At 72.1% G+C, this 15,250-nt stretch carries 12 protein-coding genes and 1 pseudogene; 7 read left to right on the top strand and 6 right to left on the bottom strand.

Annotated features, from left to right (window positions below; all coding sequences use genetic code 11):
* Window positions 1-23 precede the first annotated feature (23 nt).
* Complete coding sequence (locus tag C3488_RS01740) at window positions 24-1,829, top strand: GMC family oxidoreductase N-terminal domain-containing protein (protein WP_103837490.1); 1,806 nt, start codon at window positions 24-26, stop codon at window positions 1,827-1,829.
* Between the two features lie 100 nt (window positions 1,830-1,929).
* On the opposite strand, the gene C3488_RS39900 is transcribed toward C3488_RS01740, so the two are convergent.
* Window positions 1,930-2,937 (bottom strand): LPXTG cell wall anchor domain-containing protein, encoded by a 1,008-nt coding sequence (locus C3488_RS39900; RefSeq protein WP_107528736.1) that lies wholly within the window; start codon window positions 2,935-2,937, stop codon window positions 1,930-1,932.
* 845 nt (window positions 2,938-3,782) lie between these two features.
* Window positions 3,783-4,073, bottom strand: a complete 291-nt coding sequence (locus C3488_RS01725) for a chorismate mutase (RefSeq protein WP_103837487.1) — start codon at window positions 4,071-4,073, stop codon at window positions 3,783-3,785.
* A 346-nt stretch (window positions 4,074-4,419) separates the two neighbouring features.
* On the opposite strand from C3488_RS01725, the gene guaA reads away from it, so the two are divergent.
* On the top strand, window positions 4,420-6,000 hold the full coding sequence (gene guaA, locus C3488_RS01720) for a glutamine-hydrolyzing GMP synthase (protein ID WP_103837486.1): 1,581 nt from the start codon (window positions 4,420-4,422) through the stop codon (window positions 5,998-6,000).
* A gap of 9 nt (window positions 6,001-6,009) precedes the next feature.
* On the opposite strand, the pseudogene C3488_RS01715 reads toward guaA, so the two are convergent.
* Window positions 6,010-6,484 (bottom strand): annotated as a pseudogene (locus tag C3488_RS01715) (pyridoxamine 5'-phosphate oxidase family protein).
* A 360-nt stretch (window positions 6,485-6,844) separates the two neighbouring features.
* Between C3488_RS01715 and C3488_RS01710 the strand changes: the two are divergent.
* From C3488_RS01710 to C3488_RS01700, 3 genes are all read left to right on the top strand, one after another.
* Window positions 6,845-7,639 carry a class II aldolase/adducin family protein gene (locus C3488_RS01710; protein ID WP_103837485.1) on the top strand — a complete coding sequence of 265 codons (795 nt, stop codon included), beginning with the start codon at window positions 6,845-6,847 and terminating at the stop codon, window positions 7,637-7,639.
* A 314-nt stretch (window positions 7,640-7,953) separates the two neighbouring features.
* Window positions 7,954-9,243, top strand: coding sequence for a hypothetical protein (locus C3488_RS01705; RefSeq protein WP_103837484.1), 1,290 nt, complete (start codon window positions 7,954-7,956; stop codon window positions 9,241-9,243).
* 257 nt (window positions 9,244-9,500) lie between these two features.
* On the top strand, window positions 9,501-10,031 hold the full coding sequence (locus C3488_RS01700; protein WP_103837483.1) for a TQO small subunit DoxD: 531 nt from the start codon (window positions 9,501-9,503) through the stop codon (window positions 10,029-10,031).
* On the opposite strand, the gene C3488_RS01695 is transcribed toward C3488_RS01700, so the two are convergent.
* Window positions 10,022-10,285: a hypothetical protein gene (locus C3488_RS01695; protein ID WP_103837482.1), complete on the bottom strand. Its 264-nt coding sequence runs from the start codon at window positions 10,283-10,285 to the stop codon at window positions 10,022-10,024. The genes C3488_RS01700 and C3488_RS01695 overlap by 10 nt on opposite strands.
* A complete protein-coding gene (locus C3488_RS01690) occupies window positions 10,272-11,918 on the bottom strand; it encodes a PspC domain-containing protein (RefSeq protein WP_103837481.1) in 1,647 nt (548 codons plus the stop codon). Before C3488_RS01690 ends, C3488_RS01695 begins: the two co-directional genes overlap by 14 nt.
* 178 nt (window positions 11,919-12,096) lie before the next feature.
* On the opposite strand from C3488_RS01690, the gene C3488_RS01685 reads away from it, so the two are divergent.
* Window positions 12,097-13,389 (top strand): ATP-binding protein, encoded by a 1,293-nt coding sequence (locus C3488_RS01685; RefSeq protein WP_103837569.1) that lies wholly within the window; start codon window positions 12,097-12,099, stop codon window positions 13,387-13,389.
* Window positions 13,386-14,093 carry a response regulator transcription factor gene (locus C3488_RS01680; RefSeq protein WP_103837480.1) on the top strand — a complete coding sequence of 236 codons (708 nt, stop codon included), beginning with the start codon at window positions 13,386-13,388 and terminating at the stop codon, window positions 14,091-14,093. Before C3488_RS01685 ends, C3488_RS01680 begins: the two co-directional genes overlap by 4 nt.
* A 16-nt stretch (window positions 14,094-14,109) precedes the next feature.
* Here the strand turns inward: C3488_RS01680 and C3488_RS01675 are convergent, their stop codons facing one another.
* Complete coding sequence (locus C3488_RS01675; protein ID WP_103837479.1) at window positions 14,110-15,177, bottom strand: C40 family peptidase; 1,068 nt, start codon at window positions 15,175-15,177, stop codon at window positions 14,110-14,112.
* Window positions 15,178-15,250: the final 73 nt, after the last annotated feature.

Genomic DNA, 15,250 nt, shown 5'->3' with positions numbered 1-15,250 from the left:
CCCGTTCTCAACGAGGAGAGCACGTGTCGCAGGAGAAGTCTGTCCAGACCAGGGACGAGGACGGGTACGACTACGACGTCATCGTCGTGGGCTCGGGGTTCGGCGGATCCGTCTCCGCGCTCCGACTGACCGAGAAGGGCTACCGCGTCGGGGTCCTCGAGGCGGGCCGCCGCTTCACCCGCGAGACGCTGCCGAAGAACTCCTGGGACCTGAAGAACTACCTCTGGGCGCCCGCCCTTGGCATGTACGGCATCCAGCGCATCCACCTGCTCGGCAACGTCATGGTCCTCGCGGGCGCCGGCGTCGGCGGTGGCTCCCTCAACTACGCCAACACCCTCTACGTGCCTCCGAAGGCCTTCTTCGACGACCCGCAGTGGCGGGGGATCACCGACTGGCAGGAGGAGCTGAGCCCGTACTACGACCAGGCCCGGCGCATGCTCGGCGTTCGGCTGAACCCGACCATGACCCCCTCCGACGTGCACCTCAAGGCGGCCGCCGAGCGGATGGGGGTCGGGGACACCTTCCATCTGGCACCGGTGGGCGTGTTCTTCGGTGACGGCGAGGACGCCGACAAAACGGCGAAGGCCCGGCCCGGCGAGGAGGTCCCGGACCCGTACTTCGGCGGCGCCGGCCCGGCCCGCCGGGCGTGCACCGAGTGCGGCGAGTGCATGACGGGCTGCCGGCACGGCGCGAAGAACACCCTCAACGAGAACTACCTCCACCTCGCCGAGAAGGCGGGCGCGGTCGTGCACCCCATGACGACGGTCGTGTCGGTCACGGACGACTCCCGGGGCGGGTACGCCGTGGCGACCCTGCCGACGGACGACCGGCGCAAGGGCAGGGGACGCGTCTTCACGGCACGGCGGGTGGTGCTCGCGGCGGGCACCTACGGAACCCAGACCCTGCTGCACCGCATGAAGGCGAACGGCCAACTGCCGTACCTCTCGGACCGGCTGGGCGAGCTGACCCGCACCAACTCCGAGGCACTGGTGGGCGCGCAGACCGACAACCGGCGCTACCGCACGGCGCACGGCGCACCGAAGGTCGACTTCACGCGGGGCGTGGCGATCACGTCCTCGATCCACCCGGACGAGAACACGCACATCGAGCCGGTCCGCTACGGCAGGGGCTCGAACGCGATGGGCGGCCTGTCGATCCTCCAGGTCCCCTATGCGGAGGGCCGCTCCCGCGCCCTGGCCTGGCTCGCGAACGCGGCACGTCATCCGTGGCTGATGGCCCGCTCCCTGTCCAACCGACGCTGGTCGGAGCGGACCATCATCGGCCTGGTGATGCAGTCGCTGGACAACTCCCTGACGACGTATCTGAAGCCGAACGGCGTCGGCAAGGGCCTGCTGACGGCCCGGCAGGGCCATGGCAGGCCCAACCCGAAGCAGATCAGGGCGGCCTCTCAGGCGGCGTCCGTGCTCGCAGCCGAGATCAACGGTTTCGCGGGCAGCAACGTCGGCGAACTGATGGGCACCCCGCTGACCGCCCACTTCCTCGGCGGCTGCCCGATCGGCGACTCCCGCGAGACCGGCGTCATCGACCCGTACCACCGGCTCTACGGCCACCCCGGCATCTCGGTGGTCGACGGCGCGGCGGTGTCGGCGAACCTGGGCGTCAACCCCTCACTGACGATCACCGCACAGGCCGAGCGGGCGATGTCGTACTGGCCGAACAAGGGCGAGGCGGATCCGCGCCCGGCGCAGGGTGCGCGGTACGAGCGGCTCAAGCCGGTGGAACCCCGTCACCCGGCGGTGCCCGTCAAGGCGTTCGGGGCGCTGCGGCTGCCGTTCCTGGGGATGCCGACGATGCCGCCCAAGCAGTAGCGCGCAGAAGCAGAAAAGGACCTGGGCCCCCCTCCGAGCCCAGGTCCTTCTCCTTGGTGCGAGGCGAACCGCTCACACGGTCCGCCCACGCCCGGGATGGTTACGCGGCGGCGTGGCCCCCGGCCTTGCGGCGCCGCACCGCGAAGATGACGCCGCCACCGGCGACGACGGCGACACCGCCGACGAGCGCGATGGTCGGCAGCGCGGAGGAGGAACCGGTGGAGGCGAGGGTGCCGGTGGCCGGGATCTCAGCCGCACCGCCCTGCGGCGTCTTGCCGCCCGCCGGCTTCTGGCCCTTGCCGGGCTTGGCCTGACCGGGGTTGTCGTTGCTGCTGCCGGGCTTGAGGACGGTGAACTCGAAGTACCCGAACGCGCTGTGCTCGCAGCTCTTCTCCTGGTCCACGTATCCGCCGAGGCCCACGGTGTAGCCGGCGCCCGCGGGGGCCTTCGCGGTGATGTTGACCCGCAGCTTGATGTCGACCGTCTGCTTGGGGCCGAGCGGCGTCTCACCGAAGTAGATGCCGTTGCCGATCTCGTCCGCGAGGGACTCCCAGCGCTTGGTCTCCGGGTTGTAGTACTCGAGCAGGGCGTAGGTGCTCAGCCAGTCCTTCTCGTTGTCGCTCGCCGAGTCGTTGTCGACGGCCGCGAGCCACTGGACCTTGCCGAGGGACTGGTCGCTGTGATTCGCCGCGGTCAGCTTGAAGGTGTGCCAGCCGCTGCCCGCGACGATCTTTCCGGGCAGACCGGACACGTCGATGCTCAGCTGGGAGTCGGGGTCGTTCAGGTCGTCGCTGCAGGGCGTCGGCTCGGTGGTGGGCTCCGCGCTCTTCGTCGGCGTCGACGTGGTGGCCGAGGAGGTCGGTGTGCCGGTGGGTGTCGTGGTCGTCGTCGCCGACGAGGTTGCGGTCGTGGACTGGCCGCCGGCCTGGGGCGTGGCGGTGCCGGTGGTCTCCGTCGCGGAGCTGGTCGGCGACGGGGTGGCCGTGGTCGCGGTCGCGGTGGCGGAGGGAGTCGCGTCCTCCGCGAACGCGGCCGGCGCCGACAGCAGCGCGAGCGGGGCTATGGCAGCCGTCGCCGCCGCGGCGGCCAGGGCACGGCGAAGCTTCATGAAGACCTCGAAGAGTCTGGTGCGCCGCTACGACGCGACGCATCTTGGGGCGAGCCCGCCGCGTGGCGGCGCGGGTGTGGCCCATGATTCGCCAGGTGTGACCTGTGTGCGAGGTGAATGGTTGCGCTCCCATTCACGGAATTCTTATGTGTGCTGCGTCACACGGAACCTGGGCGGTCGACAGAGCCGTGGGACGGTCTCCCGTACCTGAGGCCGAGCAGGCCCTGGGACGGCGAAAGGCCCCGCGGCGGGGGATCCCGGCTCGGCGTGGCCGAGGGCTCGGGGAAGACCGCGGGGCCCTTCTCCGTCAGCACCGACGTCAGGGCAGCGCCGGTGCCCGGGGAGCGGCGCCGGGGGGTGCGCCGCTTGTCTGCGTGACCGCCGGTGGTGCGCTCCGGCTCGCGCGAGGAGCGCGCATGGTGTCGACCATTGGCAGTCGGTGGGAGGAGCGATGCTGTTGTCCGCCAGGGACCGGGTGGGGATGCCGTCGACTCTCTGTTCCTCGCATCGTGCTGGATGGGTCACGGCCTCCGCAACCGTTTCGACCACCTCTGAACAGATTCCGCCGGTCGGCTCCGGGCGTCCCCGGAGCCGACCGTTTACTGGGTGACCGGGCTGCTGTCCCCTGCCGTCCGGTCACATCCCTGGAGCGAGGTCCCACGACGCACAGCACGATCCGTGCGTCTCATCGCTCCAGCGGAGCCACGCGTGGTTCTTTCGGGCCCGCCCCTGGCTGGCACGGACGCCCGGCTCAACGAAGTCCCCGCGGGCCCGGTCACGCGCCGTACGGGTGAGGGGTACGCGTACGTACGGCCGCGGAACGCGGGTGCGGGTCGGGTCCGGCCTCAGATCCGGCCGCGGCACAGCTCGAGCAGGGTCATCGCGAGCGCCGTGCCGGGCTTGCCCAGCGCGTCCCGGTAGTGGCCGAGGACCTCCATCTCGCGGGAGAGGTTGACGCGCCGGCCGCCGGAGGCGATACGGGCCTCCTGGATGACGGCTGAGACGGCCATCCGTTCCTGGATGAGGCCGATGATGCGGTCGTCGAGCGAGTCGATGCGTTCACGGGCGTCACTGATCAGGTTCGCGGCGTCGTCGGTGCGGGCGCCGGTCTTCTCGGTGGCTGCGGTGGCGGTCATGCGGGGCTCCTCGTGGACGGGTGCGCGGTGCCCCGGAGCGACAGGACCCGGGAAACGCCAGGCGCCCCGGACCTTGTCGGCCCGGGGCGCCTGGGAAGTCGCTTGTCAGTAGCTCAAGCAGCACGACCATGGCAGCCGGCGGGCCGGTTGCCATAGGTAAAGACGAAGATCGTCGAGTGCGTGAGCATGGGGCCAGTATGCCGTGGGGGAGGACGGCGTCCAAAGCGGCCCGCATGGTGAGACGGGCTCCGCGGGCGACGGTCCTGGCAGCGGCGGGACGGCACCCACGGCCACCTCGGTAGAATCGGGTGGCACAAGGACCCGCCCAACCGCCGGAAGGCACCCCGTGTCATCAGCGACCCCCGCTGCCGCCGCTCCCGACACCGTCCTGGTCGTCGACTTCGGCGCGCAGTACGCCCAGCTCATCGCCCGTCGCGTCCGCGAGGCCCGGGTCTACAGCGAGATCGTGCCGAGCACCATGCCGGTGAAGGAGATGCTCGCCAAGAACCCGGCGGCGATCATCCTCTCCGGCGGCCCCTCGTCGGTGTACGAGGAGGGCGCCCCCCGTCTCGACCGCGAGATCTTCGAGTCCGGCGTCCCCGTCTTCGGCATGTGCTACGGCTTCCAGCTGATGGCGCAGGCCCTCGGCGGCACCGTCGACAACACCGGAGCGCGCGAGTACGGCCGTACGGCCCTCGCCGTCTCCAAGCCGTCGTCCACCCTCTTCGAGGGCACCCCGGCCGAGCAGTCGGTCTGGATGTCCCACGGCGACGCCTGCTCCGCCGCCCCCGAGGGCTTCGCCGTCACGGCCTCCACGGACGTCGTCCCGGTCGCCGCCTTCGAGAACGACGAGAAGAAGCTGTACGGCGTCCAGTACCACCCGGAGGTCATGCACTCCACGCACGGCCAGCAGGTACTGGAGCACTTCCTCTACCGCGGCGCCGGCCTGAAGCCCACCTGGACCACCGGCAACGTGATCGAGGAGCAGGTCGAGGCGATCCGCGAGCAGGTCGGTGACAAGCGCGCGATCTGCGGCCTGTCCGGCGGTGTCGACTCCGCCGTCGCCGCCGCCCTCGTCCAGAAGGCCATCGGCTCCCAGCTGACCTGCGTGTACGTCGACCACGGCCTGATGCGCAAGGGCGAGACCGAGCAGGTCGAGAAGGACTTCGTCGCGGCCACCGGCGTCCAGCTGAAGGTCGTCGACGCCGAGGAGCGCTTCCTCAAGGCGCTCGCCGGGGTCAGCGACCCCGAGGAGAAGCGGAAGATCATCGGTCGCGAGTTCATCCGGGTCTTCGAGCAGGCCCAGGCCGAGATCATCGCGGACGAGGGTCCGGCGGTCGAGTTCCTCGTCCAGGGCACCCTGTACCCCGACGTGGTCGAGTCCGGGGGCGGCACCGGCACCGCCAACATCAAGTCGCACCACAACGTCGGCGGCCTCCCCGAGGACCTCGAGTTCAAGCTGATCGAGCCGCTGCGCAAGCTCTTCAAGGACGAGGTCCGCATGGTCGGCCAGGAGCTCGGCCTGCCGGAGGAGATCGTCCAGCGCCAGCCGTTCCCCGGCCCCGGCCTCGGTATCCGTATCGTCGGCGAGGTCACCAAGGAGCGCCTGGACCTGCTGCGCGAGGCCGACGCCATCGCCCGCGAGGAGCTGACGGCGGCCGGCCTCGACCGTGAGATCTGGCAGTGCCCGGTGGTCCTGCTCGCGGACGTCCGCAGCGTCGGCGTCCAGGGCGACGGCCGCACGTACGGCCACCCGATCGTGCTGCGCCCCGTCTCCTCCGAGGACGCCATGACCGCCGACTGGTCCCGGCTCCCGTACGACGTCCTGGCGAAGATCTCCACCCGGATCACCAACGAGGTCCGCGACGTCAACCGCGTGGTGCTGGACGTCACGTCCAAGCCGCCGGGCACCATCGAGTGGGAGTGAGCCCGCAGGTCACGTCCGTCGGAGAGTGCGCACCGGCTCTCCGGGCCTCCAGACCTGGACGACGAGGTACGTGTCGTCCTCGACGCAGGTCCTGACGACCTCCGTCAACTCGGTGCGGAAGAGGTGGAACGGCTCCGGCGGTTCCACCTCTTTCACGTACGCGCCCTTGGTCCTGTCGTCCTCGACCTCCACGGCCCGTCCGCTGATCCGCACATCACCGCCGCCCATCCCGGTGCCCGGGCCCGGGTTCGCCTGGAGTGCGAAGCGGGGGTCGCGGCGCAGGTCGAGTGCCTTGAGCGAGCCGGGCATCATGCCGAGCCACAGCTCGCCGTTCAGGAAGCGGACCTGGCAGGCCCGTGGTGCGGGGAGAGCCGTCCCGGCGCAGCGTCGCCAGCACGTGGTGCGTGAAGGATCCGAAGCGTGCCTCGACGCTCCGGGCGAGGTCCGGTTCCGCTTCGGCGAAAGCCGCCCATTTCGTTGACATGCGCGTTGCCATACGGCGAGTCTGACGCCGAAACCCGACATCTTCTGTCCGGTATCGGATCCGCCGGGCTCGGGTCTCGGATCGGCGGGCCCGGGTGTCGGATCTGCCGGGCTCGGGTGTCGGATCGGCGGGGTTCCAGACCGGACCCACCCGGCTCGGGCATGGGAGCCGCACGGCTCGGGGGACGGACGCACCCGGCTCGGGCATCGGATCCGCACGGCTCGAGGCGGACGCACCCGGCTCGCGTTCAAGCCGCGTCACGGCACCACCTGCGCCGCATCTTTACCAACCAGCCCTGTCATCCTCACCTGGCCGGCGGTACCTTCCGGCCCGTCGACGACGTCAAGTGCCGGAGGACCCATGCACGGCCCCACTCCGCCCCCGCCCCTGCCCACCGACCAGCTGCGGTTCGCCATGCCGCCGATGCACGACTCGGTCGAGGACGAGCGACGGCACCGCAAGGAACGGCTGGCGGGCGCCCTGCGGATCTTCGGGCGGCTCGGTTTCGAGGACGGGGTGTCCGGACACATCACCGCACGCGACCCGGAGTTCACGGACTGCTTCTGGGTCAACCCCTTCGGAATGTCGTTCCGGCACGTCACCGTGAGCGACCTGGTGCTCGCCAACCAGGACGGGCAGGTGATCGACGGCCGCTACCACGTGAACCAGGCCGCCTTCACCGTGCACGCCCAGGTCCACGCCGCCCGTCCCGATGTCGTCGCCGTCGCCCACTGCCACTCGGCGCACGGGCGAGCCCTCGCCGCACTCGGCGATCTGCTGGACCCCATCACTCAGGAGTCCTGCGCCTTCTACGAAGATCATGCCGTTTACGACGCCTACACCGGCGTCACCGTCGACGCCGAGGAGGGCCGCCGGATCGCGACCGCGCTCGGCAGCCGCAAGGCACTCGTCCTGCGCAACCACGGGCTGCTGACCGTGGGCGACTCGGTGGACGCGGCGGCCTGGTGGTTCCTGTCGATGGAACGCTCCTGCCAGGTGCAGCTCACCGCCAAGGCCGCGGGACGCCCCGTCCTCATCGACCACCGGCAGGCGGTGGCCACCCGGGAGCAGCTCGGCGGTGACCTGGTGGCCTGGATCAACTACCAGCCGCTGTGGCAGGACATCACCCGCAGCGAACCGGACCTGCTCGGCTGACCCGGACCCGCCGACGCCGCAACGCTCAGAAGCCGGGCAGCACGACCGCCCTCGTGGTCGCGAACTCCGCGCCCTGAGCACGCCCTAGCGCGCCAGGTGGCCGCCGACGGTGGCCGGTCGGTCAACCGGGGGTTCGCGCTTTCACCCGCCCTGACCGGACCTGACGGACGCGGGGGCTGTTCCGTACGGCACAATTCGCTGTCGTCACACGGCAGTTGTACGGCGGGGCCGGGTGGCTCCGGTGAGCGTACGTCCGGCCCGATCGGCGGCCGGGCGCGGTGTGGTGTTCGGGCGCGGGGAAGGCGGCAGCGGTCGTGGCGGTGCAGGAGGCGAGGCAGGGCGAACGGCTCGGGAACGGTCCGGGTGCGCATGAGGGTGGCTGCACCTGCGGAGACTGCCCGCACGGCGCACGCGAGGGGCACCGGCGCGCGGTCGCCGAGTTCCTGGCGAAGCGGGAGGAGTTCGCGTCCGGGCGGGGACTGCCCGCGGCGGTCGCCCACTCCGCGTCCGCGTCCCGCCAGTGGGTGTCCGACGAGCTGACCCAGTCCGCCGCGGTCGTCGCCGAGCGAGGTCGCGCGGACGCCGAGGCATGGCTGGGCCGGTTGTGGAGGCGCACGGCGGTCGCGGTGTGGGGTGCCGTCGGCGTCCTGCTGCCGGCACAGGCGCTCACCGCGATCGGCGCGGGGTGGACCGTGGCGCGTACGGCCGGGCTCGTGGCGGCGGTGCTGGTGGGTGCGGTGCTGACCGCCGCAGGCTATCTGCACCGGGCGCGCGGCGGGGTGTTCGCGCCCGTCATCGGCGAGGACAACCGGCTGTCGACCTCCCGGGCGGTGGCCGCGGGCTGGGTGTTGTTCGTCCTGTACGCGGTGCTGGTGCTGGTCGTCGAGCTGACGGCGGCCTCGGCCGAGGGCCGGCGCGAGGAGCTGATCGCCGGGCTCGGCCTCGCGCGCGGCGGGGGTGTGGTGACCGTGGTCGCCGTGGTGTGCGGGATCTCGGTGCTGGTGCGGCGGGTGGTGGGGCTGCGGGTGCTCGGCCAGCGGCTGCAGAAGGTGCGCGCCGACCGGCCGCGCGCGGCGGACCTGCTCACGGACGACGCGGGGCGGGGCAGCTTCCCGGACACGCAGTATGTGATCGTCAGCTCGGTCGCCCTGGTCTTCGCGGTGGTACGGCTGGCCCGCCGGCCCGACCAACTGCCCGATCTGCCGTGGGGGCTGGCCCTGCTGGTCCTGGTCTCGGCGGCCACCTACCTCGCCGGGAAATACGCGGAAGGCGGACGTCCGGTGATCCTCTCGGTGGTCCGGGCGCGGGAGGCGGGGGACCTGGACGCGCCGATCCGCACGGGCGACGACATCGAGATCCGCGGCGCCGGTTTCGTACCGCCCGGCGCCCAGAACGCGGACCGGCTGTCCCGGATGGTGGTCCGCATCGGCGCCGTGCACGTCCATGTCCCGCTGGTCCCGGTCACCGGCGGCTTCAGCAACCCGACGGACACCCTGCTGACGGTGCCGGTGCCGGCTGATGTGGAACCGGGCAGGATCGAGGTGCAGGTGGTGACGGCTGCCGGGGTGGAGACCAACCGGGTGGCCATCGACGTGACGGAGTGACCAGGCACGGGCTGGGCGAGCGGGCTCCGGACTCTCGTGACCGCCGGGGGCGGTGCCCCGTTCGGCCCAGCCGGGGTGCCTCTGGTCCGCCCTGCCGAGCGGGGGCCTCCTCCCGTCGGTCCGGGGCCGATGCGGAACTCCCGGACCAAGGAGCCGGGAAAGTTTGTGTGCGCAGCGGTTGAGCGGTTGGCTCCTTTCGTACGTATGGTCTGTTGAGGGGTAAGGGCTGGGCACGGCGGGCGAGAGGCGGCGGCACGATGGTTCATGGCATTCGCACGGACTCCCACACCTCCTACGTCGACGAGGGCAGCACCTGGCGGGACACCGCCGTGCGGTACGCACTGCTCCCTCTGCGCGTCTTCCTCGGCATCACCTTCATCTACGCGGGCCTGGACAAGCTCACCAACAGCGCCTTCATGCACGCCTCCGGCCCCGGGTCCATCGGCGAGCTGATGCACTCCGTGCGCGGCTCGTCGGCGATCCCGGCCCTGGTCGACCTGGCGTTGAAGCACCCCGTCGGTTTCGGCTACGCCATCGCCTTCGGCGAACTCGCCGTCGGAATCGGCACGCTCCTCGGCCTGTTGGGCCGCCTCGCCGCGCTCGGTGGCGCGCTGATCTCGCTGAGCCTGTGGCTGACCGTCAGCTGGGCCTCGACCCCCTACTACTACGGCAACGACCTCGCCTATCTGATGGCCTGGATCCCCCTGGTCCTCGCCGGCACCCCGGTCCTGTCCCTCGACGCCGCCCTGCGCGCCCGACGACGGCAACGCACGGGCGGCTACCGCTGAGCCGGCGGCACCGCGGCCGCCCTCGCCCCCTCCGGTTCGGCCGGCCGGCCGGCGCGGCGCGCCCGGTGCCTGCGTATCGCGCGGGCCAGCAGGCCGGTCACGGCAGCGAGGCAGAGGCCGCCGATCACGATCGGGATGATCGCGAACCACGGTGTCTCCCACGCCCCGCCGGCATCACCCACGTAAGCGACGCCCCCACCGGCCAGGAAGACCCCGGCCACGAGCCGGCCCGGCTGGAACTCATGACGCAGCACGGTCCACCTCCACGCGGCCCACGCCGACCTCGAGGTCGAGGCGGAGCGTGGCCGTCTTCTTCGTCCCCGCGGCGGGGGTGAGGGTCACCTGCCGGTGCTTGCCCGGCTTCACATCCACGTCCTTGTCGGTCTCGCCCGGCAAGCGGATGTCGCCGACACCCGTTTCGATGTTCAGCTCCACCGCAGCCTCCCGAGGGACCACCACCTTCAGCAGGCCCACGCCCACCTGGGCCCGGGTCGTCACGGTCTGGTTCCCGGCGAGTCCGAGACGGCTGAGGTCCAGCGTGCCGACGCCGGTGCCCAGGCCGTACTTCTCCTGCACGGCGGCCACCGAGGCCGGCGCCCAGGTGGTGTGCCTCCACTGGGTGCCGATGTCCTTCGGCAGGGCCGCCGAGGCGGCGAGCAGGGCCGCCGTGAGCACCGCGAGGAAGACCGAGCCGGCGCCCGTGCGGCCCAGGAACGAGCTGACCGCGATGCCCAGGCCGAAGACCACCAGCGCGCACGCCAGGCCCGTCTGCAGACTTGTGCCGAGCGCCCGGTGGTCCCAGGTCAGAAGAGTGCCGAGGCCACCCGCGAGCAGGGCGAGGAGAAACACCCAGCCGCCTGTCCAGCGCGGTTCCGGCGCTCTGGGCCGCGGCTCGGGGCGTATGCGCTCGGCGTACGAGGAGCCGCGGGCGATGGCGACCGCCGCCGCGACGTCACGGCCGGCGGTGTCGCTCGGGCCCCACAGATAGCCCGTGCCGCCCACGTGGGTGCCGTCCTTGACGATGGGGTCACGCCACCAGGAGGGGTAGGAGGCGGGGACGGGCGGTGCCGTGGCCTCCGGCGGGGCGTCGGCCACGGCCTGCGCGGCAATGGGGTCGGGGTCGGGAGCGCCGCGCTGTCGAGACCAGTACCCCGCGCCGGCGAGAAGCAGGGACAGGACGGCGGCGAAGGTCAGCACGCTGCCGTTCCTGAGCATCGAGAGGAAGATCCCGCAGCCCACCAGGGCGAAGAGCACCGCGGCCAGGGCCTGACCGTCGACGCGGCCCGTCAGCAGCTTGCGGATCTCGTTCTCCTCCTCGTCCTCGTAGGGCACGAGGAGCCAGACGAAGCCGTAGAAGATGAGGCCGAGTCCGCCCGCCGCCGAGAGCACCGCCAGCACGATCCGGAAGATCACCGGGTCCATGTCGCACTGCCGGGCCAGGCCCGAACAGACCCCGGCCAGCATCTTGTGCCGCCGGTCACGCCGGAACCGGCCGGGCTCCTCGGCCACCGCGGCGTGGTCGGGCGCGGCGGTTCCGCCGCGTCCGGGCGCGTCCTTCCCGGAGCCCGCCCGCTCGCGCGTCGCCCCACCCGTGCGGGCGCCCGGCTCCCGGTGCCCGGCCGCGTCCTGGCCCATGCCGGCGTCCTCGCCTCCGTTCTCGCGCACGGCCGCATCCTCCCGCACGCCCGCGCCCGCCTGCGCACGCGGCTCCTCATCCGCAGCGCCCGCGGCAGGGCCGGACACGGGCCCGGCGTGCTGCGGGGCGGCGTCCGGCGCGCCGTCCCCCGGCGGCCGGCCACCCCGCTCCCCGCCGGGGCCGCGCCCCGCGGTGGAGGCGTGCCCCGCACCGGGGCCGTGCCCCGCTGCCGCGTGCTGCTGATCTGTCATGCGTCCATGGTCGCCGCCGCGGGCGCCGGGCGGCAGTCGGGACGACCCTGGCGCAACCCTGAAATCTGCCCCGACAGGCCGCCGGGGGAAGTGTTCGATCACCCGGATTCGAAGATCAGGGGTGTCTAAGGGGCCGACCCTGATGCCCGGCCGGTCCGGTCGTGTGACCATCGTTGGCATGCCGGACGCCGCAACGCTGCCCCTCGCCGATCCGCGGCCGCCGCGCAAGCTCTACCGCAGCAGCGACGGACGCTGGCTCGGGGGCGTGGCGCGGGGGCTCGCCGGGCACCTCGGGCTGCCCGTGATCTGGGTGCGCCTCGTCTTCGTCGGCCTGTTCCTGGCACACGGCTTCGGCGCGCTGCTGTACGCGGCGTTCTGGTTCTTCGTCCCGCTCGGGGTCGGCGGCGTCGACGACCGGCGCTCCCCGTCCCCGGTCGGCGCGGAGACCTCACCCCACGGCCGCCGCCGACTCGTCGCCCGCAAGCCCGACCGGGGGCAGATCGTCGCCCTGCTCCTGATGGTCCTCGTCGCGCTGACCTTCGTGGGCAGCATGAAGCTCGACGGCGTCGCCAAGGTCTACCTCATACCGGCCGTGCTCGTCGCCGCGGGCGTCGCCCTGGTCTGGCGTCAGGCGGACAACGCGCGACGGGCCCGCTGGATGGAGGTCGGCAGCCGCCGCCGCACGCTCACCCTGCTGCGTGCCGCCGCCGGTGTCCTGCTGGTCACCGCGGGTGTCTCCGGCATGTTCGTCCTGCAGGGCTCCGCCGCCCACCTCGGCTCGGTCCTGCAGGCCGCGCTGGCGGTTCTCGTCGGCATCACCCTGCTCGCCGGACCGTACCTGGTGCGGATCACCCAGGACCTGTCCGAGGAGCGCCTGATGCGCATCCGCGCCCAGGAGCGCGCAGAGGTCGCCGCCCACGTCCACGACTCGGTGCTGCACACCCTGACCCTGATCCAGCGCAACGCGGAGAACGCGGGCGAGGTGCGCCGCCTCGCCCGCGCCCAGGAGCGCGACCTGCGCGCCTGGCTGTACAAACCGGAGGGCACCGGCAAGGACGAGAGCGAGGAGCCGGACACCCTGGCGGAGGCGGTCCGGCGCAACGCGGCGGAGGTGGAGGACAAGCACGGCGTCCCCATAGAGGTCGTCATCGTCGGCGACTGCCCGCTCGACGAACGGATCGGCGCGCAGATGCAGGCCGCACGCGAAGCAATGGTGAACGCCGCCAAGTACGGTGGCGAGGGCGGAGCCGTCCAGGTCTACGCCGAGGTCGAGGACAAGACGGTGTTCGTGTCCGTCCGCGACCGCGGCCCCGGCTTCGACCTCGACGCGATACCCGCCGACCGCATGGGTGTCAGAGAATCGATCATCGGCCGTATGGAGCGCAACGGCGGCACGGCACGGCTGCGCGCGGTACCGGACGGCGGCACGGAGGTCGAGCTGGAGATGGAGAGGGCGGAGACGACGTCATGAGCGACGCGAACGGGGAGGCCGCGGTGTCCGGCGGAAACGCGGACCGGCGGGTGCGGGTCGTACTCGTCGACGACCACCGTATGTTCCGTACGGGAGTCCAGGCCGAGATCGGTCGGACCGAGCTGACCGGCGTCGAGGTCGTCGGTGAGGCGGCGGATGTCGACCAGGCGGTCGCCGTCATCACCGCCACCCGCCCCGAGGTCGTCCTTCTCGACGTCCACCTGCCGGGTGGCGGCGGGGTGGAGGTGCTGCGCCGCTGCGCCTCGCTGACGGCCGACCCCGAGCAGCCGGTGCGGTTCCTGGCGCTGTCGGTGTCGGACGCCGCCGAGGACGTGATCGGCGTGATCCGCGGTGGCGCCCGCGGCTATGTGACGAAGACGATCACCGGCTCGGACCTCGTCGACTCCATCTTCCGCGTCCAGGAGGGCGACGCCGTCTTCTCCCCGCGCCTGGCCGGCTTCGTCCTGGACGCCTTCGCCTCGACCGACGCACCGCCCGTCGACGAGGACCTGGACCGCCTCACCCAGCGCGAACGCGAGGTGCTGCGCCTCATCGCCCGCGGCTACGCGTACAAGGAGATCGCCAAGCAGCTGTTCATCTCGGTGAAGACGGTCGAGTCCCATGTCTCGGCGGTCCTGCGCAAGCTCCAGCTGTCGAACCGGCATGAGCTGACACGGTGGGCGACGGCACGCCGGCTGGTGTGACCGAGGGCCCTCCGTCTCACACCACCCGCGTGGCCCCCGCGAACGGCATCTCGTCGACCGGCGCCAGGCGGACCGGTGCCGACGGGTTCGGGGCGTGGATCATCTGGCCGTGGCCGACGTAGATCCCCACATGGCTGATCCCGGAGTAGAAGAACACCAGGTCACCGGGGAGGAGTTCCGAACGCGGGACGCGCCGGCCCGCGCCGATCTGGGAGTAGGTCGTCCGGGGGAGCGAGATGCCCGCCGAGCGGTACGCGGCCTGCACCAGGCCCGAGCAGTCGAAGGCGTCCGGGCCGGTCGCGCCCCAGACGTAGGGGCTGCCGAGCTTGCCGTACGCGTACGCCACCGCGGCCGCCGCCCGGGCGTCCGGCGCCTCGGCCGTCGCTGTCGCGGCGGACACGGCGCCCACCGGATCGCGCCCCGCGGACCGCGACGCCCGCCCCGCGCCCCCGTCGGCCGGGGCTCCTGCCCGCTGCCCCTGCGTGAGCTGGGACAACAACTGTCGTGCTTCGCCCAGTTTTTCGGTGATCGTCCGCTTCTGCCGGCGTAGCTCCGCCTGCCGGGACGTCAGTGAGGCCAGTTCGATCCGTGCCGCACCGCGCAGCCGTTCGATCTCCCGCAGCTGGTCGCGTACGCGCGTCACGGCCGCCGCCTGGCGGTCGTCCACCCGCTCGGCGAACGCGGCGTTGTCGAGGTACTGTCCGGGATCCGAGGAGAGCAGCAGCCGCACCGCGGGGTCGAGACCCCCGTCGCGGTACTGCGCCGCCGCCGAGGAACCCAGGGCCTCCCGGGCGGAGTTGAGCCGGTCCGTGCGGCGGGCCGCCTCGTCCCGCAGTGCGTTCAGCCGTTTCTGCGCCTCCTGCGCCTGCTCCTTGGCGCCGTCGTACTTCTGGGTGGCTGTCTCGGCCTCCTGGTACAGCTTGTCGACCTTGGCCTTGACCTGGGCCGGCGAGAGCGGCGGCTCGGCGTGCCCCGTGCCGTCGAAGCCGGTCGCGGTAGCCGCTCCCGCGAGGGCGATCGTGGCGGCGGTGCGGGCCGTGCCGCCCCCGAGCGAACGCTGTCTGGGCTTGCGGTGCGCTGCCACCTGGACGTCACGTCCTTTCGTACGACCGCCGGGGCCACGGGCGGTGCCACGCGTCCGGCGGCGGTCCGCACAG

The sequence above is a fragment of the Streptomyces sp. Ru72 genome (assembly GCF_002920635.1).
Classification (GTDB): domain Bacteria; phylum Actinomycetota; class Actinomycetes; order Streptomycetales; family Streptomycetaceae; genus Streptomyces.
This window is presented reverse-complemented; position numbering and strand designations above follow the sequence as displayed.

Bases quoted from the DNA above. Each gene is read 5' to 3' on its own strand.
- C3488_RS01725 (WP_103837487.1), bottom strand. From the start codon at position 4,073: ATGACCGCCACCGCAGCCACCGAGAAGACCGGCGCCCGCACCGACGAC.
- C3488_RS01680 (WP_103837480.1), top strand. From the start codon at position 13,386: ATGAGCGACGCGAACGGGGAGGCCGCGGTGTCCGGCGGAAACGCGGAC.
- C3488_RS39900 (WP_107528736.1), bottom strand. From the start codon at position 2,937: ATGAAGCTTCGCCGTGCCCTGGCCGCCGCGGCGGCGACGGCTGCCATA.
- C3488_RS01700 (WP_103837483.1), top strand. From the start codon at position 9,501: ATGGTTCATGGCATTCGCACGGACTCCCACACCTCCTACGTCGACGAG.
- C3488_RS01685 (WP_103837569.1), top strand. From the start codon at position 12,097: ATGCCGGACGCCGCAACGCTGCCCCTCGCCGATCCGCGGCCGCCGCGC.
- C3488_RS01690 (WP_103837481.1), bottom strand. From the start codon at position 11,918: ATGACAGATCAGCAGCACGCGGCAGCGGGGCACGGCCCCGGTGCGGGG.
- C3488_RS01710 (WP_103837485.1), top strand. From the start codon at position 6,845: ATGCACGGCCCCACTCCGCCCCCGCCCCTGCCCACCGACCAGCTGCGG.